Genomic DNA, 18,523 nt, shown 5'->3' with positions numbered 1-18,523 from the left:
GAATAAGGAACCGTCATGTTCGATATCAGCACGTTCCCCAAAGCCGATGCCGTCCGCCGGGCTGCACACTTGAGTCAAGACGACTACCACCGCCTCTACCGTCAATCCATCGAGCACCCCAGTGAGTTCTGGGCCGAGCAGGCCACCCGCTTTCTCGACTGGAGCACGCCGTGGGACACCGTCCAGCGCTATAACCTGAAGACCGGCGAGGCCAGCTGGTTTACCGGTGGCAAGTTGAACGTCAGTTACAACTGCATCGACCGTCACCTGGAAAAACGCGGCGATCAGATCGCCATCCTCTGGGAAGGCGACGACCCCGCCGAATCCGCGCAGATCACCTACAAGAAACTCCATCACAACGTCTGTCGCCTGGCCAACGTGCTCAAAAGCCGTGGCGTGAAAAAGGGTGACCGCGTGTGCATCTACATGCCGATGATTCCCGAAGCGGCCTACGCCATGCTCGCCTGTACGCGGATTGGCGCGGTGCATTCGGTGGTGTTCGGCGGCTTCTCTCCAGACTCTGTGCGCGACCGGATTCTCGACGCCGACTGCCGCACGGTGATCACTGCCGATGAAGGCGTGCGCGGCGGCAAATTCGTGCCGCTCAAGCAGAAGGTCGACGAGGCGCTGCAAAGTTGCCCGAACGTCAGCACCGTCATCGTCGTCGAGCGCACCCAAGGCAAAGTGGACTGGGTTGAAGGTCGCGATCTCTGGTATCACCAGGCGCTACGCGACGTCAGCGACGATTGCCCGCCAGAGCCCATGGACGCCGAAGACCCGCTGTTCATCCTCTACACCTCCGGCAGCACCGGCAAACCCAAAGGCGTACTGCACACCACCGGCGGCTATCTGCTGCAAGCGGCGATGACCTTCAAGTACGTGCTCGACTACCGCGATGGTGAAGTCTTCTGGTGCACCGCCGACGTCGGCTGGGTCACCGGCCACAGTTACATCGTCTATGGCCCGCTCGCCAACGGCGCGACCACGCTGATCTTCGAAGGCGTGCCAAGTTACCCGAACAGTTCGCGCTTCTGGCAGGTGATCGACAAACACCACGTCAACATTTTCTACACCGCCCCGACTGCGCTGCGCTCGCTGATGCGTGAAGGCCCCGAGCCGTTGAAGGATACTTCTCGCCAGAGCCTCAGATTACTCGGCAGCGTCGGTGAGCCGATCAACCCCGAGGCGTGGGACTGGTACTTCAACGTCGTCGGCGAACAGCGGTGTCCGATCGTCGACACCTGGTGGCAGACCGAAACCGGCGGCATCATGCTCAGCCCGCTGGTCAGCGCGCAACGGATCAAGCCCGGCTGCGCCACCCAACCGATGTTCGGCGTGCAACCGGTGCTGCTGGATGAAACGGGCAAGGAAATCAAAGGCGCCGGCAGCGGCGTGCTGGCGATCAAATCCAGCTGGCCGGCGCAGATCCGCAGCGTCTATGGCGACCCGCAACGGATGGTCGACACCTACTTCAAGCCCTACCCCGGCTACTACTTCACCGGCGACGGCGCGCGGCGTGATGAGGATGGCGATTACTGGATCACCGGGCGCATCGACGACGTGATCAACGTCTCCGGGCACCGCATCGGCACTGCCGAGGTAGAAAGCGCGCTGGTGCTGCACGACAGCATCGCCGAAGCAGCGGTGGTCGGTTATCCCCACGACCTCAAGGGCCAGGGCATCTATGCCTTTGTCACGCCCATGAACGGCACCGAAGCCAATGACGAACTGAAGAAGGAACTGCTGGCTCACGTCAGCAAGGAGATTGGCAGTTTCGCCAAACCGGACTTGATCCAATGGGCCCCGGCCTTGCCGAAAACCCGTTCGGGCAAGATCATGCGGCGCATCCTGCGCAAGATCGCGTGCAACGAACTGGACAGTCTGGGGGACACCTCGACACTGGCCGATCCAAGCGTGGTGCAGGGGCTGATCGACAAACGTCTGAACCAGTAACGCACCTGACAGCATCGCGAGCAGGCTCGCTCCCACATTGGCTTTGTGCGAAACGCAAAACGCTCAGCCAACAATTAGCTCTGTGGGAGCGAGCCTGCTCGCGATGGCAACACCTCGACTTCCCGTCAATGCTGTTAAACTCCCGCGCCAAATTCCCTCCTGCAAGGCGCACAGCATGTCTTCCTTGAATCAGGCGCTGCGCGCCGCCCTCGATCATCGCCAGGACCTGCTCGCCGAGCTGCATCAGCAAGGCACCGATTGCTATCGCCTGTTCCACGGCAGCCAGGAAGGCGCCGGCGGCCTGACCATCGACCGCTACGGCCCGCAACTGCTGGTACAAAGCTTCCACCAGGCGCTGGAACGTGACGCACTGCTGCAACTGCACGAGACCGTCAATCAACACCTGGGCCTCGATACGCTGCTGGTCTACAACGACCGTTCCCGGGGCAACTCGCGTATCGACCGCGAAGACACCGTCTACCGCGCCGACGAGGCAGCCCTGCAAGACTTGATCGGCCACGAATGGGGCCTGAACTATCGGGTTCGCGGTCGTCATGCCGGCCAGGATCCGCTGCTGTTTCTCGACCTGCGCAACACGCGCGGCTGGGTCAAGGAGCACAGCAAAAACAAAAGCGTGCTCAACCTCTTCGCCTACACCTGTGGTGTCGGCCTGAGTGCTGCGGCCGGCGGGGCAAGTGAGGTGTGCAACCTGGATTTCGCCGAGGGCAATCTGGCGGTCGGCCGCGAGAACGGTCTGCTCAATCCGCAATTGCCTGCAATGGAGTTCATCCAGTCCGATTACTTCCCGGCCATCCGCCAACTGGCGGGGCTGCCGATCAGTCAGCGACGCGGGCAGAAACTGCCGAGTTACACGCGTCTCGACCAGCGTCAGTACGACCTGGTGCTGCTTGATCCACCCGCCTGGGCCAAGAGCGCGTTCGGCACGGTCGACCTGCTGCGCGACTACCAAAGCCTGCTCAAACCCGCGCTGCTGACCACCGCCGAGAACGGCGTGCTGATCTGCTGCAACAACCTGGCAAAGGTCAGCATGGACGATTGGCGCGAGCAGGTTTTACGTTGCGCAGAGAAGGCCGGGCGGCCGGTGCGTGAGTGGACCGTGATGAAGCCGGGCGGTGATTTCCCGTCGATGGATCAACAGCCGCCGCTGAAGACGTTGATTCTGCAACTCTGATCACGCAGGAAATTTCCTACGCAAATTTCTGAAAAACCAAAAGAGTGCGTTCACTTCGGAACCGGAATCGCGTGCCATACTCCAACGCACTCCGATTCAGACAGATGAAGCCACACATGCCCAAAGGATTGATTCGCGCTATTGGCGCATTGTTGACTGCTCTGGCCCTTTATAGCCTGCTGGGGTTTCTGATTTTGCCGGGCATCGCGTTGCGGGTCGCCAACCAGCAATTGGCCAATTACGCCACGATGCCCGCGACGATTTCCCGGATCGAACTCAACCCTTTCAGCCTGGAAGTGACCCTTTGGGGCCTGGTCATCGGCGAGCCGGGCAAAGAACAGGTCGGTTTCGAACGCCTGTACGCCAACCTGCAGATCGACAGCCTGTGGACCAAGGCGCTGCACCTGTCCGATATCGAAATGGACAAACCCAAGACCGAAATCCTTTTCGGCAAGGACGGCAAACTTAATCTGCTGGGCCTGTTCAAGATCCCCGCCAGCGAACCGACCCCGGCCGACCCGGATGCCAAGCCGTTCCCGTTGCGTATCGAGCGGATCAAACTGGCGGGCGGCAATGTGCACTTTCAGGATTTGCGCCCCAGCGAACCCATCGAATTCCTCTACGACAAACTCGACTTCGAGCTGAAGAACCTCAGCACGCTGCCGGAAGACAGTGCCGACATGACGTTGGTAGCCATCGGCCCGGGCGGTGGGCAGCTCGACTGGACCGGTAACTTCAGCCTGATCCCGATTGCCTCCGAAGGTAAGCTCAAGATCACCGACGGCAAGATGAAAGCCTTCTGGCCCTATGTGCGTGACGCGTTGCCCCTGGTGCTCGAAGACGGGGTCGTCAACCTGAGCACTGACTACAAGCTCAACTTGTCCAAGGAAACCGAGCTGCTGCTGAGCAACGTCGCCGTCAGCGTCGCGCCATTTGCCATCAAGGCCCCGGACGGTCGACCACTGGCCAAACTCGAGCGCCTGGACATCAGTGAAACCACGGTGGACCTGGCCAAACAGCAAGTGGTGGTCGGCAAGATCCGTAGCAATAAACTGGAAACCTGGGCCGCCCTGGAAGCCGACGGACAACTCGACTGGCAAAAGTTGTTCGCCAGCCAACCATCCAAAGCTGCAGTAAAAGCCAACGCCGAACCGGCGAAAACGCCGGCGGCAGCCGATTCGCCTGAAGCCGAACCCGCGCCACCGAGCAAACCGTGGCAAGTGCTGCTCAAAGACGTGCAACTGCGCAATTACCAGGTTCATCTGGCCGACCGCAAGGCACAACCGGCCGTGGCACTGGATGTCGGTCCGCTTAACCTCGATTTGCAGAATTTCGACAGCCTCAACGGCTCGCCTTTCAACCTCAAGCTCGACACCGGCGTGGGCAAACAGGGCAAGCTTATGGCCGACGGCGTGGTCAATCTGGCACCGGTCAGCGCCAAACTGAATGTGCAAACCAAAGACATCGACCTGCGTGTCGCCCAGTCCTACATCAACCCGTTCATTCGCCTGGAGCTGCGCAGCGGCATGCTCGGCAGTGATCTGGCGGTCGATCTGAAAAGCACCGAGCCATTGGCATTCAGCGTCACCGGTAAAGCGCAGGTCGATCAACTGCACACCCTCGACACCCTCAAGACCCGCGACTTCCTCAAGTGGCAGCAGCTGGTGCTCGAAGGTCTGAACTATCAGCATGGCGACAGCCTGTCGATCGACAAGGTCAACCTGTTCCAGCCTTACGTGCGTTTCATGATCAACGATGACCGCACCACCAACATCGATGACCTGCTGATCCCGCAACCGGCCGACACCGCAGCTGCCAAGACAGCCGTCAGCAAACCCGCCAGCAAGGACAAACCGCTGGGCATCCACATTGGCGGCATTGCGATCAATGACGGTTCGGCGAACTTCGCCGACTTCAGCCTGACCCCGAACTTCGCCACGGCGGTGCAACAACTCAACGGTCAGATCGGCACCATCGACAGCCGTCAGGCGAAACCGGCCAGCGTCGATATCAAAGGCAAGGTCGACCGTTACGCGCCCGTGACCATCAAGGGTTCGGTCAACCCTTTCGACCCGATGGCCAGCCTCGACATCGCCACCAGTTTCAAACGTGTGGAACTGACCACGCTGACGCCCTACTCCGGCAAGTTCGCCGGGTACCGCATCCGCAAGGGCCGGCTCAATCTCGACCTGCACTACATCATCGTCAAGGGCCAGCTCAGGGCCGAAAACAAAGTGGTGGTCGAGCAACTGCAACTGGGTGAAAAGGTCGACAGCCCGGACGCCGTGAGCCTGCCGCTGAAACTGGCGATCGCGTTGCTCAAGGACGTCGACGGCAAGATTTCAATTGAGCTGCCGGTGACCGGCGACCTGAACAACCCGCAGTTCAGCGTCATGCCGATTGTCTGGCAAACCCTGCGCAACCTGATCGTCAAAGCGGCTGCCGCACCGTTCAAAATGATAGGTGGGCTGGTCAGTGGCGGGGGTTCAGAAGATTTGGGCACTGTCTCGTTTGCGCCGGGCTCCAGTGAGCTGAGCAAGGACGCCGAGGGTTCGTTGATCAAACTGTCCCAGGCCCTCAAGGAACGTCCTGCCCTGCGCCTGGAAATCGAAGGCACCGCAGCCGCCAGCAGCGACGGTCCGCTGATTGCCGAGCAACGGCTTGAGCGCGAATACCAGTACAACTACTACAAAATGCTCCAGCGACGCGGTGACAAGGTTCCGGCCCAGGCTTCATTGCTGCAAGTGCCGGACGGCGAGAAAGGTCCGCTGCTGGAAGGGATCTACCGCACGCGCCTGAAGACCCAGCCACCGGCTGAGTGGAAGGATCTGGGCAAGGAAGAACGCACCGCAAAAATGCGCGCAGACGTGATCAAATTCTGGAGCACCAGCGACGTGTTGCTGCGCCAACTGGGTCAGGAACGCGCCAGCAGCATCAAGGATTACCTGGTGGACAAGGCCCAGATGGCCGATGACCGTGTCTACTTCATCGACGCCCAACTGGGCGAGGCGGAAAGTGACGGTCGGGTGGTAACGCCGATGCACCTGGATGCCGAGTGATGATCAGACGAGTGCTGATCAGCCTGACCCTGGCGCTGGCGGCCAGTCAGGCCTCGGCGGCCGATACACTGCGCTGTGGCAGTCAGTTGGTCAGCGTCGGGGACAGGTCCAGCGAAGTGCTGCAGAAGTGCGGTGAACCGGTCAGCCGCGATCTGCTGGGCTACAAGCGCAGCGCCAACCGACGGGAAGAGTTTCAGGTCGAAGAATGGACGTACGGGCCCAATGGCGGGATGTATCAATACCTGCGGTTTGAAGGTAATCGCCTGAAACAGATCACCAGCAAGCGCGGTAACTGAACCTCCGATCCGGAGTGGTTACATCACAAAATGTGGGAGCGAGCCTGCTCGCGATAGCGGTGTGTCATACAGCATTGATGTTGGCTGACACACCGCTATCGCGAGCAGGCTCACTCCCACATTGGTTTGTGCGACGCCCACAATAGAACAGGCCCCCGACACGAATGTCGGAGGCCTGTAATGGCCACATCCTTGTGGCCTTTCGCATGAACTCTCCAGATGCGGCTGGCGTATTGCTCGGCCCGCCTGCCGCGCCTTCTCCCAGTCCAGGCGAGAAGTCTTGCCTTACTCGGCTTTCAGGCCGTCAGCGGAGACCGCCTGGACGCCTTTGATTTTCTTGGCGATGGCCACGGCGGTGGTTTTCTGTGCTTCAGTCACTGCAACAGTGGACGACAGGGAAACAACACCTTTGTTGGTCTCAACCTTGATGTCGGTACCAGGAATGCCTTTTTCGGTTACCAGGTCTGCTTTGACTTTGGTGGTGATCCAGGTATCGGAGGTAGCTTCTTTGGCTTGGGTCACTTCACCGGCGGCCAGGACCATTGGAGCCTGAGTCGCTTGGGTTTGAGCGAATGCAGCGTTGGCCATGGTCAGGGTCAGCGCGGTAGCAGTAGCGGCAGCGATAGCGAACTTCTTCATACGAGTAACTCCTGTTTTTCTAGAAAGTCTGCTGCGTGTCTTGTCAGCAGGGTTACTGGGTATATTGCGAACGCTGTGCCAACTTTGAGACAGCCAATAAATCCTTATAAAACAACAACTTATAAAACAACCAGATTTTCGGAATCATGCAAAATGCATGACTTGGTGATTCTCTACATGCAAGTTGCGGGTTTTGACGTGGGCCTAAGGCCATGAATTGTCGAGAATTTCTTTCTTTAACGAGTTTTTCCCTTCAACAGACAAAAAAATGCCCCACCTCGTGAAAGGCGGGGCATTTGTTAACCGCGAGTATCAGACGCCTGTGCAGCCTTTAGGTGCGTACTCCTGAGCCACCGTGGTGGCGCAAGTCCAGCCAGTCAGAGAGCGCGTCAGGGTAATGGTTTTGCTCAAGACCGGACCTGGAGCGTTGAGGATCGTGCAACCGATGGTGCCGGTACCATCAGTCGCGACACCCGCTGCCGTGGTTGTGCAATTGGAAGTCGTGGCGGTTCCGCCCACTTTTGTCAGATCCGGATTGGTACCAGAGTTCATGAGGTCCTCAAACGGGACTTTCAACGCCGTGATCTCTGCCAGACCGGCCGTCACCTTGGCACGCGCTTGATACTTCGAATAAGCCGGCAACGCAAACGTCGCCAGAATCCCGATGATCGCCACCACGATCAGCAGCTCGATCAGGGTAAAACCTTTTTGAGTATTCATAGACAGGCTCCATGCATGAGTCGAAATCTCATGATCTGAATGAACTTCAGCACAGCCCGTGCCAAGCGCTGCGCCCCCAGTTGGCGGGGCGTGAAGCCAGATCAGGGACCTTTCCTACCCCCAGGATCCGCACTATCTGACACTATTTGTCACCTGACGGCCGCTGGTTTGGCTCAGCGCCTTGACTAGGCTATAAGTCATGAACTGTCTGCGTCCGGTATCCCCATGAATGACATCGCCCTAAGCGGTCTGGCCAAGCAACTGGTCATGGCCGAACTGCTCACTGAGCAAAGCGCGCAACAGGCGTATCTGCATGCCCAACGCAGCAAAATCTCCCTGGTCAGTTACCTGGTGCAGAACAAGCTGGTGAAGAGCCGGCAGGTTGCCGAGATTGCCTCGGAGCATTTCGGCATGGCGCTGCTCGACCTCAATTGCCTGGACAAGGAAGCCCAGCCTCGAGGGTTGGTCAGCGAGAAACTGATCCGTCAGCACCACGCCCTGCCCCTCTGGCGCCGTGGCAACAAACTGTTCGTGGGGGTTTCCGACCCGACCAATCATCAAGCCATCAATGACATCCAGTTCAGCACAGGTCTGAACACCGAAGCCATTCTGGTAGAGGACGATAAGCTCGGCGATGCCATCGAGAAGTTCTTCGACAGCCAAGCAACCGGCCTGGAAGACATGGCCGATGTTGACCTTGACGGGCTGGACATCGAGTCGGTCGACGACAACAAAAAGGACGCCATCGCCGGCCAGGATGCCGATGACGCGCCGGTGGTGCGCTTCGTCCACAAGATGTTGCTCGATGCGATCAAGAGCGGCTCTTCCGACCTGCATTTCGAGCCCTACGAAAAAACCTACCGGGTGCGGATGCGCACCGACGGCATGCTGCGAGAAGTCGCCAAGCCGCCGAGCCAACTGGCCAACCGCATTGCGGCGCGGCTGAAAGTCATGGCCAGCCTCGACATCTCCGAGCGGCGCAAACCCCAGGACGGACGGATCAAGATGCGCCTGTCCAAGACCAAGTCCATCGACTTCCGGGTCAACACCCTGCCGACCCTGTGGGGCGAGAAAGTGGTGATCCGGATCCTCGACCCGTCCAGCGCACAAATGGGCATCGACGCCCTCGGCTACGAGCCTGAACAGAAAGCCTTGTACATGGCTGCGCTGAAGCAGCCACAGGGCATGATCCTGGTCACCGGGCCGACCGGTTCGGGCAAGACCGTGTCGCTCTACACCGGGCTGAATATCCTCAACACCGTGGACATCAACATCTCCACCGCCGAAGACCCGGTGGAGATCAACATGGAAGGCATCAATCAGGTCAACGTCAATCCCAAGCAAGGGCTGGATTTCGCCCAGGCTCTGCGCTCGTTCCTGCGTCAGGACCCGGACGTGATCATGGTCGGTGAGATCCGCGACCTCGAAACCGCCGAAATCGCCATCAAGGCCGCCCAGACCGGGCACATGGTGCTTTCCACCCTGCACACCAACAGCGCCGCGGAAACCCTGACCCGCCTGCACAACATGGGCATTCAGGGCTTCAACATCGCCACCTCGGTCACCCTGATCATCGCCCAGCGGCTGGCGCGCAAACTGTGCAGCCATTGCAAGAAACCCATCGAGATTCCCCGCGAGGCGTTGCTCAAGGAAGGCTTCCCCGAGGAACGCATCGGCTCGTTCACGATCTATGAGCCGGTCGGTTGCGATCAGTGCAATGGCGGTTACAAGGGGCGAGTGGGGATTTATGAAGTGGTGAAAAACACACCGGACCTGCAACGGCTGATCATGGCCGAAGGCAATTCCCTGGAAATCGACATTCAGATGCGCAAGGACGGCTTTAATGACTTGCGCACCTCGGGCTTGATCAAGGCCATGCAAGGCGTCACCAGCCTTGAAGAAATCAACCGGGTCACCAAGGACTGAACATGGCGGTCAAAGCAGCAAAAATCAGCGTCTACGCCTGGGAAGGCACGGACAGGAAAGGATCAAAGATGACCGGCGAGTTGAGCGGTCTCAACCCGGCCTTGATCAAGGCTCAGTTGCGCAAGCAGGGGATCAACCCCGGCAAGGTGCGCAAGAAATCCGCCTCGATTTTCAGTTTCGGCAATCGGATCAAGGCTCAGGAAATCGCCCTGTTTACCCGGCAAATGGCAACGATGATGAAAGCCGGCGTGCCGCTGCTGCAATCGTTCGACATCATCGGTGAAGGCTTCGACAACCCGGCCATGCGCAAACTGGTGGACGAGGTGAAGCAGGAAGTCGCGGCGGGTAACAGCTTCGCTGCGTCCTTGCGTAAAAAACCGCAGTATTTCGACGAGCTGTACTGCAACCTCGTCGACGCAGGTGAGCAGGCTGGCGCTCTGGATACCCTGCTGGAACGGGTGGCGACCTATAAGGAAAAGAGCGAAAGCCTCAAGGCCAAGATCAAGAAAGCCATGACCTACCCGCTGGCCGTGGTCTTTGTGGCGATCATTGTCACCGGGATTCTGCTGATCAAGGTGGTGCCGCAGTTCGAGTCGGTGTTCAAGGGCTTTGGCGCCGAGTTGCCGGCCTTCACCGTGATGGTCATCGGCTTGTCGGAGTTCTTGCAGGCCTGGTGGTGGATGATGCTTGGCGCGTTGATCGCCGCGATCTTCGGTGTGCGCCACGCCTTTAAAACATCCGAGGCCTTTCGGGACCGCACGGACACCTGGCTGCTGAAGCTGCCGCTGATCGGCACCTTGATGTACAAGTCCGCCGTGGCCCGTTACGCCCGCACCCTGTCGACCACATTCGCCGCCGGCGTGCCGTTGGTCGAAGCCCTGGATTCAGTGGCGGGCGCGACTGGCAACATCGTGTTCAAACGGGCGGTGCTGCGCATCAAGCAGGACGTGTCGACCGGCATGCAGCTGAATTTCTCGATGCGCACCTCCGGCATCTTTCCCAGTATGGCGATCCAGCTGACCGCCATTGGCGAAGAATCCGGCGCTCTGGACGACATGCTCGATAAGGTCGCGAGCTTCTACGAGGACGAAGTGGACAATATGGTCGATAACCTCACCAGCCTGATGGAGCCGTTCATCATGGTGGTGCTGGGTGTTATTGTCGGTGGCCTGGTGGTTGCGATGTACCTGCCCATCTTCCAACTCGGCTCAGCGATCTGACATGCCCTTGAACGAAGTCCTGATCCTCTACCCGCTGGTGTTCGTGGTCATCGCCTTGGCAGTCGGCCTGCTGGTAGGCAGTTTCCTCAACGTGGTGGTCTGGCGCCTGCCGAAAATGCTCCAACGCGAATGGCGGCTGCAAGCCCATGACGTGTTGGGTGTTCCGCCCGAGGCACCGGGCACCGCCTACAACTTGATGCTGCCTCATTCCCACTGCCCGCAGTGCGACCATCGAATCCGCGCCTGGGAAAACATCCCGCTGCTCAGTTATCTGTTTTTACGGGGTCGATGCTCGAACTGCGCCGCGCCAATCAGCAAACGTTATCCGCTGACTGAACTGGCCTGCGGTCTGCTCTCGGGGTTTATCGCCTGGCATTTCGGCTTCGGCTGGCAGGCCTGCATGGTGCTGGTGCTGACCTGGGGCCTGCTGGCGATGAGTCTGATCGACGCTGAGCATCAACTGTTGCCGGATGTGCTGGTACTGCCATTGCTGTGGCTGGGGTTGATCGTCAACAGCTTCGGGCTGTTCGTGTCACTGCATGAGGCATTGTGGGGCGCAGTGGCCGGTTATATGACCTTGTGGTCGGTGTTCTGGCTGTTCAAGCTGCTCACCGGCAAGGACGGCATCGGCCATGGCGATTTCAAGTTACTGGCCCTGCTCGGGGCCTGGGGCGGCTGGCAGATATTGCCGTTGACCATTCTGCTGTCATCGCTCGTGGGGGCCATCATCGGGGTGATTTTGCTGCGACTGCGCAACGCGCAAACCTCGACTCCGATCCCCTTCGGACCCTTTCTGGCAATTGCCGGCTGGATTGCCTTGCTCTGGGGTGGTCAAATAACCGGCTTCTATTGGCAGTTTGTCGGTTTGAAATGAATACCCCTGTGGAAAAACCCTGGATTCTCGGCCTGACCGGCGGCATCGGCAGCGGCAAAAGCGCGGCTGCCCAGCACTTCATCGACCTGGGCGTGCACGTGGTGGACGCCGATCACGCAGCCCGTTGGGTGGTGGAGCCGGGGCGCCCGGCGCTGGCGAAAATCGCTGAACATTTCGGCCCCGGCGTATTGCAAGCCGACGGACAACTGGATCGCGCGGCGTTGCGCAAACTGATCTTTGAGGTGCCGGAGGAACGCCGCTGGCTCGAAGCGTTGCTGCATCCGCTGATCGCCAAGGAAATCACCGATCACCTGGCCAAGGCACAATCGCCTTACGCGATTCTGGTTTCGCCGTTGCTGATCGAGTCCGGGCAGTACGCCATGACCCAACGGGTCCTGGTGATCGATGCCCCGGAACAGCTACAGATCGAACGCACCTTGCAGCGTGACCAGACCAGCGAGCAACAGGTCCAGGCGATCCTCAAGGCGCAATCCAGCCGCCAGGACCGCTTGAGCCACGCCGACGATGTGGTGGTCAACGACCGCGACCTCGCCTGGCTGCACAGCGAGGTCGAACGCCTGCATCACTTTTACCTTACTTTGCGTGGAGGCCAGTCATGAGCCAGATCCCAACCGTCGAATGCCCAACTTGCGGCGCCCCCGTTGAATTTAGCCCGGAGAGCAAATTCCGGCCATTCTGTTCGGACCGTTGCAAACTGATCGACCTGGGCGCCTGGGCGTCGGAAGAACACAAGATTCCGGTCAGCCCGGACGCCGAAGACGAGATGTTCAGCGAAGACTTCGACCCGCGTCACTGACACTCAAGGCCGCATAAAGCCGTAGTCCTGGTCTTCATCGAGGTTTTCCGCCAGAAAGCGCAACTCGTCGGCCAGGTCTTCGGCACTGCGCACCGCTTTGCTCTGCTGCACCACCGCGCTGAGCAAGGCGCGCAGGCTCAATCCCGGATCAAACCCCACTTCCTGTGCACTATCCAGACTCTGACGCAGTTCCTGCCTTGCCCATTCGTACACACTCATATCGATGCTCCTGTAGGTTTTGTGGAGCATGAAAGCGTCAGCGTTTTATCGATTTGATGTGGATCAAGATTTGGGATCGTCGTCTTTCCAGGGCGCCGAAAGGTAGCGTGTGCGGTTGAAGGTCTCCAGCCATTCCGGACTGAACACCACCAGCGCGCTGACAATCATGCCGTTGATGAAGGCTTCGGGAAAAATCAGCAGCCACAGATAACCGACAAAATCCTCAAGCCAGTACGGCATCTCGAAACGTTCGTTGAACCACAACAGCCACAGCGCCAGTAATAGACACAGCAACGCTGACAACGCCGCGGCGAAGAAGCCGGAAACGAAGATATACACAAAGGGATTACGTGGCTGCGCGCGTTCGACCAGGATCGCACAGCATTCGGTCACCAGCACCGGCAGCACAATCAGCAGCGCACCGTTGACCCCGACGGCCGCCAGGTCCTGACGCCCGAGCAGCACCAGCCCGCATTGCGCCACCAAGGCACCGACGATCGCCAGTGGCCAGTCCAGCAGCAACGTCACAGCCGTCATGCCGATGAAGTGATACGACACGCCTGTATCGAAATCACGTCGCACCAGCCACAGCATGAACAGCGCGAACACTGTGCCAAACAGCAAATGCTGACGGCGGCTGTCGGTGAACAGCTCAACCCAAGGCGCACGCCAGAGGGCCCAGAGCAGCACGGACACATAAATCAGCCAGCCGACTGTCAGCGTTTGCTGGGACAGCAGCTCGGCACCGATCATGGTCCAGCCTTCTCCAGCGCCTCATGCAACTGCGCGGCCGTGGCATATTCGTGTTGCGCAACCAATTGGCCATCTTTGAGTTGCAGCCACAGCACTTTATCCACAGCCCCGGGATAACGCGGCGCCACACGCCCCTCGCGGTCCAACATGACCCGATAGGAGTAATCACGCATGGCCGGAACGGCAAACATCTTCGCGATCAGCCGTGGCATGCGCTGGATGTCCGCTAAAAACACAACGTGGCGCGCCTCCAGATAACCCTTGGGCTCGCCTTTCAGCGCAGCGTCAACCAGTTTGGCGGCGTCCATGCTTCGCGCCACCAGCAACGTCTGAGTCTGGTGATCGAGCGTATAGGCCTGGTCGAATTGATCGAGCAAGGTCCAGGGCGCGAGTCGCTCGCCCACCTCCACCGCCTGGGCCCATAAGGGCAGAAGCCCCAGTAGCAACACCGGCCAATATTTCACATTCACCCCCTTGTCGGATCAATTACACACAGTGGCCATCAGTCTACACCGCCCGATCCGACTGCCCAGTGACGTCCTTTACCGGTAAACGCTTTCTGCTTGTCGCATTTGAACGCTAAGCTTGGGCCTATGGATGACTCAGATTATTTACGCCTGCTGACCATCGCGGCCGAGCAAGCCAACGCCTTTCTGTCCAATGCCCGCAAATGGGAGCGTGAGCGTTGGGTTTGTCAGCGCCTGTTGCAAGGCCTGAACATTCCCTATCGCGCCGACGAGTTCGCGCCTGCCGGGGAGCCGCCGGACGTGCTGTTCCGCGACGCCAGTTTCGAGGTGTTCTTCGTCCTCGACGAGGGACGGCGTCTCAACGACGAATGGCGCGATGAACTGCAACGCCGGCGCAGCGCGTTTTCCCTGAGCCAACTGGTGCGTCGCGAGGCCAAGCCCCGACGCATTCCCGCCAATGAATTCCTGCTGAGACTGGCGCCGACCTTGCGTAAAAAAGCCCACAACTACAAAGAACGCGGCATGGACCTGGGGGAACTGGACATCATTGCGTTCGCCAGCCTCAAGCGTGAAGTACTGGACCTCAACAGCCATTTTCCGCCGCCGACCGAATATTTGCGCCAGGGCTGGCGCTCGCTGTCGTTGGTCGGTCCGACCTTCGCCCGAGTGCTGTTTGCACATCCGGACGCTCCGGACTTCCTGCGCAGTAACCTTGGCCGCAGCATCGTTTTCGACGTCGGGATCAGCCTGTGAGCCCATTGCAGGCATTAATCGCCGAAGTCCCGCAAGCCGGCCGCGTGCGCTGGATCGGCGTGCGCCCGGAGCCTCACGTGCCAATGATCGAACTGGATGCCGTTGAGGCGCGACTTGAAGCCGGCCTGACTGGCGATCGAGCCCGCCCGGGAGTCCGTAACGCACGGCAAGTGACGTTGATTCAGTGGGAGCATCTGGCGGTGATCAGTTCGCTGATGGGCCGCCCGCACGACAAACCGGTCTTGCCTGAAGATTTGCGGCGCAACCTCGTTATCAGTGGTATCAACCTGTTCAGCCTCAAGGGTCGTCGCTTCCGCATCGGCCAGGCGATTTTCGAAACCACCGGCTGGTGCCAGCCTTGCGCGCGCCTGCAAAACAACCTCGGCCCCGGAACGTTTCAGGCTGTGCGCGGACATGGCGGAATCACGGCCCGAGTGCTACAAGGTGGAATCATTCGCCTGGACGACAGGGTGAGCGTCGAGCCCATTCCCGACAGCGGCTATGCTCCGTTCAACGTTCGTTAATCAGCCTGTAGCTTCTACACCTTCAGCAACGTCTACCTGACGAGGCCCAATATGACCAGCCGCCTGAACCCCGACGACCAGAAGCATGTCGAAGAGTACCTGCACCTGTCCCAGCACCGAGTCGAGCGCCGGCCTTTCCGGCCGTGGATGCTCCTGGTGGTGGTGTTGGCAGTGACCATTGGTTTAGGCCTGTTGAGCCGATTTATCAGTTACCTGACGCTATGAGCTGCCTCGCGCTCGCTCGGTTGACTGCACCGATTTCTTTTAGCCTTGCGAGATATCCCTATGACTCATCGTATTGTCATCGTTGGCGGCGGCGCCGGCGGTCTGGAGTTGGCTACCCGTCTGGGTAAGACTCTGGGCAAACGTGGCACTGCCAGCGTGATGCTGGTCGACGCGAACCTGACCCACATCTGGAAGCCGTTGTTGCACGAAGTGGCGGCCGGGTCGCTGAACTCTTCCGAAGACGAACTCAACTATGTTGCCCAGGCGAAATGGAACCACTTCGAGTTCCAGCTGGGGCGCATGAGTGGCCTCGACCGCGAGCAGAAGAAAATCCAGCTGGCCGCCACTTACGACGAAGCCGGCCTGGAACTGGTACCGGCGCGTGAAGTGGCTTACGACTCGCTGGTGATTGCCGTCGGCAGTACCACCAACGATTTCGGCACGCAGGGCGCGGCGCAGCATTGCCTGTTTCTCGACACCCGCAAACAGGCCGAGCGTTTCCACCAGCAACTGCTCAATCACTACCTGCGCGCCCATGCCGGGCAGACCGACAAGGTCGAGCAGATCAGCGTCGCCATCGTTGGCGCGGGTGCCACCGGTGTCGAACTGGCAGCAGAACTGCACAACGCCGCCCACGAGCTGGCGGCCTATGGCCTGGACCGGATCAAACCGGAAAACATGCACATCACCCTGATCGAAGCCGGCCCACGAGTGCTGCCAGCCCTGCCGGAACGCATCGGCGGGCCTGTGCATAAAACCCTGGAGAAACTCGGGGTCAATGTGATGACCAACGCCGCCGTCAGCGAAGTGACCGCTGATAGCTTGATCACTGCCGATGGCAACGTGATCAACGCCAGCCTGAAAGTCTGGGCCGCCGGCATTCGTGCGCCGGGTTTCCTCAAAGACATCGATGGCCTGGAAACCAACCGCATCAACCAGCTGCAAGTGCTGCCGACTCTGCAAACCACCCGCGATGAAAACATCTTCGCCTTCGGTGACTGCGCGGCCTGCCCTCAACCGGGCACCGATCGTAACGTACCGCCGCGCGCGCAAGCCGCACATCAGCAGGCCTCGTTACTGGCAAAATCGCTGAAACTGCGGATCGAAGGCAAGGCGTTGCCGGAGTACAAATACACCGACTACGGCTCGCTGATCTCACTGTCGCGTTTTTCGGCTGTGGGTAACTTGATGGGCAACCTGACCGGAAGCGTGATGCTCGAAGGCTGGCTGGCGCGGATGTTTTACGTGTCGCTGTATCGCATGCACCAGATGGCGCTGTATGGCGCGTTTCGTACGGCGATGTTGATGCTCGGCAGCAAGATTGGGCGCGGGACTGAGCCGCGACTCAAACTGCATTAACATCTTCAGCGTCCATTAGGGCCTCTTCGCGGGCACGCTTCGCTCCTACAAGTTAACCACCGATCTGTAGGAGCGAGGCTTGCCCGCGAATGAGGCACCTCGGTCCACTTGTGTGTCCCACTGTATCTCCCCCCACGATTCCTCCCCTTCGCTTACAAACTCCCCCTTGCGCGACACAGTAGCGATACACCCCGCCCTTTAAATGGCCACATCCGAGCAAGGCAACTCGCCCGCTACGGTTATCGCCGCACTCACGTGGCGTCCTTTATCGAACGGTTGTGTCGTGCAACCCAGGAGTATTGAAATGTCCCGTACTACCAAAAACACTATTGGCCTGCTCGGCGCTGTTTTAGCCGGCGGCATGATGTTGTCCGGTTCCGTATTCGCTGCACAGCCGTTGACCCAAGGCTATTTGCTGGCCTCGGCCGAACAGGTGGTGAAAACCCCTGAAGGCAAATGTGGCGAAGGCAAGTGTGGCGATGCGTCGATGGCGAAGACCGATACCGATGGCGACGGCAAGGTCTCCCGCGCCGAATTCCAGAAAGTCGCGCCGAAGTCCAATTTCGACAAGATCGACACCAACCATGACGGCTTCATCGACGAGCAAGAGGCTTACGACAACGTAAAAGCCAACTTCGAAGCCAATGGCAAGAAAATGCCAAAAGGTCTGTTCGAACACCTGAAAGACCAAGACGGCGCTTAAGCCCTTCAGGAATCAAACCGCGTTTTTCTTTCGGGAAACGCGGTTTTTTTTCGGCTGGCGATTTACACCTGGAAGCGCTGCCCTGGAGTTATACGATAACTGAAGTGTTGTTTTTTGCAGACAAAAAAAATCCCCGTATCTTTCGATACGAGGATTTTTAATATGGTCGGGGTAAGGGGATTCGAACTCCTGACATCCTGCTCCCAAAGCAGGCGCGCTACCGGACTGCGCTATACCCCGGTAAAAAAAAGGCACCTTTTAAAGGCGCCTTCTGCGAACAGAGCTTTTGGCGTCTGATCTTAAGATCTGATCCCAGCGTTAACTGGTTTCAAAAATGGTGGGTCGTGTGGGATTCGAACCTACGACCAATTGGTTAAAAGCCAACTGCTCTACCAACTGAGCTAACGACCCAAAAATGGTCGGGGTAAGGGGATTCGAACTCCTGACATCCTGCTCCCAAAGCAGGCGCGCTACCGGACTGCGCTATACCCCGGTTTGAAATTGGCTCCGTGACCAGGACTCGAACCTGGGACCCAATGATTAACAGTCATTTGCTCTACCGACTGAGCTATCACGGAACTACATATTTCAATTACAACGTTTGACGCTTTGTTGCACTCTCTTCGACCCGTTCGCATCGCTGCGTTCGTGTGTCTGAGGCGCGCTATTCTACAATCTTAAGCACCTCTGTCAACCCCTTAAATTGCATTCAAGTTAATGATTTGCAACTTATTTCAGATTTCTGCTTGGGGAGCAGAAACCCTTACGGGCGACTTACTGCGGGGCGCACTTTACAAGCCTTTTCCTTTCAGTTCAACAACCTG

General features: G+C 58.9%; 19 protein-coding genes and 4 tRNA genes. 14 read left to right on the top strand and 9 right to left on the bottom strand.

Translation table 11 applies throughout. The features are described from left to right. Nucleotides 1-15: 15 nt before the first annotated feature. The 4 genes from acs (at nucleotide 16) to AB4N91_RS01265 (ending at nucleotide 6,500) form a co-directional block, all read left to right on the top strand. Nucleotides 16-1,953, top strand: a complete 1,938-nt coding sequence (gene acs / locus AB4N91_RS01280; RefSeq protein WP_460112036.1) for an acetate--CoA ligase — start codon at nucleotides 16-18, stop codon at nucleotides 1,951-1,953. Nucleotides 1,954-2,128: 175 nt separating this feature from the next. After that, nucleotides 2,129-3,145: a class I SAM-dependent rRNA methyltransferase gene (locus AB4N91_RS01275; RefSeq protein WP_010467591.1), complete on the top strand. Its 1,017-nt coding sequence runs from the start codon at nucleotides 2,129-2,131 to the stop codon at nucleotides 3,143-3,145. Nucleotides 3,146-3,249: 104 nt separating this feature from the next. Further along, on the top strand, nucleotides 3,250-6,204 hold the full coding sequence (locus AB4N91_RS01270; protein WP_154913025.1) for a DUF748 domain-containing protein: 2,955 nt from the start codon (nucleotides 3,250-3,252) through the stop codon (nucleotides 6,202-6,204). Continuing rightward, nucleotides 6,204-6,500, top strand: a complete 297-nt coding sequence (locus AB4N91_RS01265; RefSeq protein WP_010467587.1) for a DUF2845 domain-containing protein — start codon at nucleotides 6,204-6,206, stop codon at nucleotides 6,498-6,500. The genes AB4N91_RS01270 and AB4N91_RS01265 overlap by 1 nt, the downstream gene beginning before the upstream one ends. Before the next feature lie 285 nt (nucleotides 6,501-6,785). Here AB4N91_RS01265 and AB4N91_RS01260 read toward each other — a convergent pair whose 3' ends face one another. Both AB4N91_RS01260 and AB4N91_RS01255 read right to left on the bottom strand, forming a co-directional pair. Then, nucleotides 6,786-7,139, bottom strand: coding sequence for a BON domain-containing protein (locus AB4N91_RS01260; protein WP_010467586.1), 354 nt, complete (start codon nucleotides 7,137-7,139; stop codon nucleotides 6,786-6,788). Nucleotides 7,140-7,451: 312 nt separating this feature from the next. Then, nucleotides 7,452-7,859 (bottom strand): pilin, encoded by a 408-nt coding sequence (locus AB4N91_RS01255; RefSeq protein WP_010467585.1) that lies wholly within the window; start codon nucleotides 7,857-7,859, stop codon nucleotides 7,452-7,454. A 225-nt stretch (nucleotides 7,860-8,084) separates the two neighbouring features. On the opposite strand from AB4N91_RS01255, the gene pilB reads away from it, so the two are divergent. From pilB to yacG, 5 genes are read left to right on the top strand one after another with little or no spacing between them, the layout of a single operon-like run. Further along, on the top strand, nucleotides 8,085-9,785 hold the full coding sequence (gene pilB, locus AB4N91_RS01250; RefSeq protein ID WP_154913027.1) for a type IV-A pilus assembly ATPase PilB: 1,701 nt from the start codon (nucleotides 8,085-8,087) through the stop codon (nucleotides 9,783-9,785). A 2-nt stretch (nucleotides 9,786-9,787) separates the two neighbouring features. Further along, entirely contained in the window at nucleotides 9,788-11,005 is a 1,218-nt protein-coding gene (locus tag AB4N91_RS01245; protein ID WP_010467583.1) for a type II secretion system F family protein, read from the top strand. Nucleotide 11,006: 1 nt separating this feature from the next. Next, on the top strand, nucleotides 11,007-11,879 hold the full coding sequence (locus AB4N91_RS01240; RefSeq protein ID WP_010467582.1) for a prepilin peptidase: 873 nt from the start codon (nucleotides 11,007-11,009) through the stop codon (nucleotides 11,877-11,879). Continuing rightward, nucleotides 11,876-12,499, top strand: coding sequence for a dephospho-CoA kinase (gene coaE / locus AB4N91_RS01235; RefSeq protein WP_042932554.1), 624 nt, complete (start codon nucleotides 11,876-11,878; stop codon nucleotides 12,497-12,499). The genes AB4N91_RS01240 and coaE overlap by 4 nt, the downstream gene beginning before the upstream one ends. Then, nucleotides 12,496-12,696 carry a DNA gyrase inhibitor YacG gene (gene yacG, locus AB4N91_RS01230; protein WP_154913029.1) on the top strand — a complete coding sequence of 67 codons (201 nt, stop codon included), beginning with the start codon at nucleotides 12,496-12,498 and terminating at the stop codon, nucleotides 12,694-12,696. The genes coaE and yacG overlap by 4 nt, the downstream gene beginning before the upstream one ends. A gap of 3 nt (nucleotides 12,697-12,699) precedes the next feature. On the opposite strand, the gene AB4N91_RS01225 is transcribed toward yacG, so the two are convergent. From AB4N91_RS01225 to AB4N91_RS01215, 3 genes are all read right to left on the bottom strand, one after another. Continuing rightward, nucleotides 12,700-12,915, bottom strand: coding sequence for a hypothetical protein (locus AB4N91_RS01225; protein ID WP_077750266.1), 216 nt, complete (start codon nucleotides 12,913-12,915; stop codon nucleotides 12,700-12,702). Between the two features lie 63 nt (nucleotides 12,916-12,978). Next, the gene (locus tag AB4N91_RS01220) at nucleotides 12,979-13,668 is read right to left on the bottom strand and encodes an energy-coupling factor ABC transporter permease (protein ID WP_083375730.1); all 690 of its coding nucleotides are present in this window, start codon (nucleotides 13,666-13,668) and stop codon (nucleotides 12,979-12,981) included. Further along, complete coding sequence (locus AB4N91_RS01215; protein ID WP_010467572.1) at nucleotides 13,665-14,132, bottom strand: hypothetical protein; 468 nt, start codon at nucleotides 14,130-14,132, stop codon at nucleotides 13,665-13,667. The genes AB4N91_RS01220 and AB4N91_RS01215 overlap by 4 nt, the downstream gene beginning before the upstream one ends. Nucleotides 14,133-14,261: 129 nt before the next feature. On the opposite strand from AB4N91_RS01215, the gene AB4N91_RS01210 reads away from it, so the two are divergent. From AB4N91_RS01210 to AB4N91_RS01190, 5 genes are all read left to right on the top strand, one after another. Next, nucleotides 14,262-14,888: a DUF1780 domain-containing protein gene (locus AB4N91_RS01210; protein WP_007970534.1), complete on the top strand. Its 627-nt coding sequence runs from the start codon at nucleotides 14,262-14,264 to the stop codon at nucleotides 14,886-14,888. Beyond that, on the top strand, nucleotides 14,885-15,412 hold the full coding sequence (locus tag AB4N91_RS01205; RefSeq protein WP_010467568.1) for an MOSC domain-containing protein: 528 nt from the start codon (nucleotides 14,885-14,887) through the stop codon (nucleotides 15,410-15,412). Before AB4N91_RS01210 ends, AB4N91_RS01205 begins: the two co-directional genes overlap by 4 nt. A 51-nt stretch (nucleotides 15,413-15,463) precedes the next feature. Then, nucleotides 15,464-15,637: a DUF3094 domain-containing protein gene (locus tag AB4N91_RS01200; protein ID WP_008028730.1), complete on the top strand. Its 174-nt coding sequence runs from the start codon at nucleotides 15,464-15,466 to the stop codon at nucleotides 15,635-15,637. 60 nt (nucleotides 15,638-15,697) lie between these two features. After that, entirely contained in the window at nucleotides 15,698-16,996 is a 1,299-nt protein-coding gene (locus AB4N91_RS01195) for an NAD(P)/FAD-dependent oxidoreductase (protein ID WP_010467566.1), read from the top strand. Between the two features lie 304 nt (nucleotides 16,997-17,300). Then, a complete protein-coding gene (locus AB4N91_RS01190; protein ID WP_010467563.1) occupies nucleotides 17,301-17,699 on the top strand; it encodes an HvfA family oxazolone/thioamide-modified RiPP metallophore in 399 nt (132 codons plus the stop codon). Nucleotides 17,700-17,862: 163 nt separating this feature from the next. Here AB4N91_RS01190 and AB4N91_RS01185 read toward each other — a convergent pair. From AB4N91_RS01185 to AB4N91_RS01170, 4 genes are all read right to left on the bottom strand, one after another. Beyond that, nucleotides 17,863-17,939 (bottom strand) — tRNA-Pro (locus tag AB4N91_RS01185). Nucleotides 17,940-18,034: 95 nt separating this feature from the next. Further along, nucleotides 18,035-18,110, bottom strand: a tRNA-Lys gene (locus AB4N91_RS01180). A 5-nt stretch (nucleotides 18,111-18,115) separates the two neighbouring features. Next, a tRNA-Pro gene (locus tag AB4N91_RS01175) sits at nucleotides 18,116-18,192 on the bottom strand. 9 nt (nucleotides 18,193-18,201) lie between these two features. Next, nucleotides 18,202-18,277 (bottom strand) — tRNA-Asn (locus AB4N91_RS01170). Nucleotides 18,278-18,523 lie beyond the last annotated feature (246 nt).

This window comes from Pseudomonas sp. H3_D04, from assembly GCF_054669175.1.
Note: the sequence above shows the minus strand (reverse complement) of the source record. Positions and strands in the feature narration are given on the sequence as shown.

What these genes read in the sequence shown, in the direction of transcription:
- AB4N91_RS01240 (WP_010467582.1), top strand. Translation starts at nt 11,007, where the DNA reads ATGCCCTTGAACGAAGTCCTGATCCTCTACCCGCTGGTGTTCGTGGTC.
- AB4N91_RS01225 (WP_077750266.1), bottom strand. Translation starts at nt 12,915, where the DNA reads ATGAGTGTGTACGAATGGGCAAGGCAGGAACTGCGTCAGAGTCTGGAT.
- AB4N91_RS01190 (WP_010467563.1), top strand. Translation starts at nt 17,301, where the DNA reads ATGTCCCGTACTACCAAAAACACTATTGGCCTGCTCGGCGCTGTTTTA.
- AB4N91_RS01265 (WP_010467587.1), top strand. Translation starts at nt 6,204, where the DNA reads ATGATCAGACGAGTGCTGATCAGCCTGACCCTGGCGCTGGCGGCCAGT.
- acs (WP_460112036.1), top strand. Translation starts at nt 16, where the DNA reads ATGTTCGATATCAGCACGTTCCCCAAAGCCGATGCCGTCCGCCGGGCT.
- coaE (WP_042932554.1), top strand. Translation starts at nt 11,876, where the DNA reads ATGAATACCCCTGTGGAAAAACCCTGGATTCTCGGCCTGACCGGCGGC.
- AB4N91_RS01210 (WP_007970534.1), top strand. Translation starts at nt 14,262, where the DNA reads ATGGATGACTCAGATTATTTACGCCTGCTGACCATCGCGGCCGAGCAA.
- pilB (WP_154913027.1), top strand. Translation starts at nt 8,085, where the DNA reads ATGAATGACATCGCCCTAAGCGGTCTGGCCAAGCAACTGGTCATGGCC.
- AB4N91_RS01195 (WP_010467566.1), top strand. Translation starts at nt 15,698, where the DNA reads ATGACTCATCGTATTGTCATCGTTGGCGGCGGCGCCGGCGGTCTGGAG.
- AB4N91_RS01255 (WP_010467585.1), bottom strand. Translation starts at nt 7,859, where the DNA reads ATGAATACTCAAAAAGGTTTTACCCTGATCGAGCTGCTGATCGTGGTG.
- AB4N91_RS01260 (WP_010467586.1), bottom strand. Translation starts at nt 7,139, where the DNA reads ATGAAGAAGTTCGCTATCGCTGCCGCTACTGCTACCGCGCTGACCCTG.
- AB4N91_RS01275 (WP_010467591.1), top strand. Translation starts at nt 2,129, where the DNA reads ATGTCTTCCTTGAATCAGGCGCTGCGCGCCGCCCTCGATCATCGCCAG.
- AB4N91_RS01245 (WP_010467583.1), top strand. Translation starts at nt 9,788, where the DNA reads ATGGCGGTCAAAGCAGCAAAAATCAGCGTCTACGCCTGGGAAGGCACG.
- AB4N91_RS01200 (WP_008028730.1), top strand. Translation starts at nt 15,464, where the DNA reads ATGACCAGCCGCCTGAACCCCGACGACCAGAAGCATGTCGAAGAGTAC.
- AB4N91_RS01220 (WP_083375730.1), bottom strand. Translation starts at nt 13,668, where the DNA reads ATGATCGGTGCCGAGCTGCTGTCCCAGCAAACGCTGACAGTCGGCTGG.
- yacG (WP_154913029.1), top strand. Translation starts at nt 12,496, where the DNA reads ATGAGCCAGATCCCAACCGTCGAATGCCCAACTTGCGGCGCCCCCGTT.
- AB4N91_RS01270 (WP_154913025.1), top strand. Translation starts at nt 3,250, where the DNA reads ATGAAGCCACACATGCCCAAAGGATTGATTCGCGCTATTGGCGCATTG.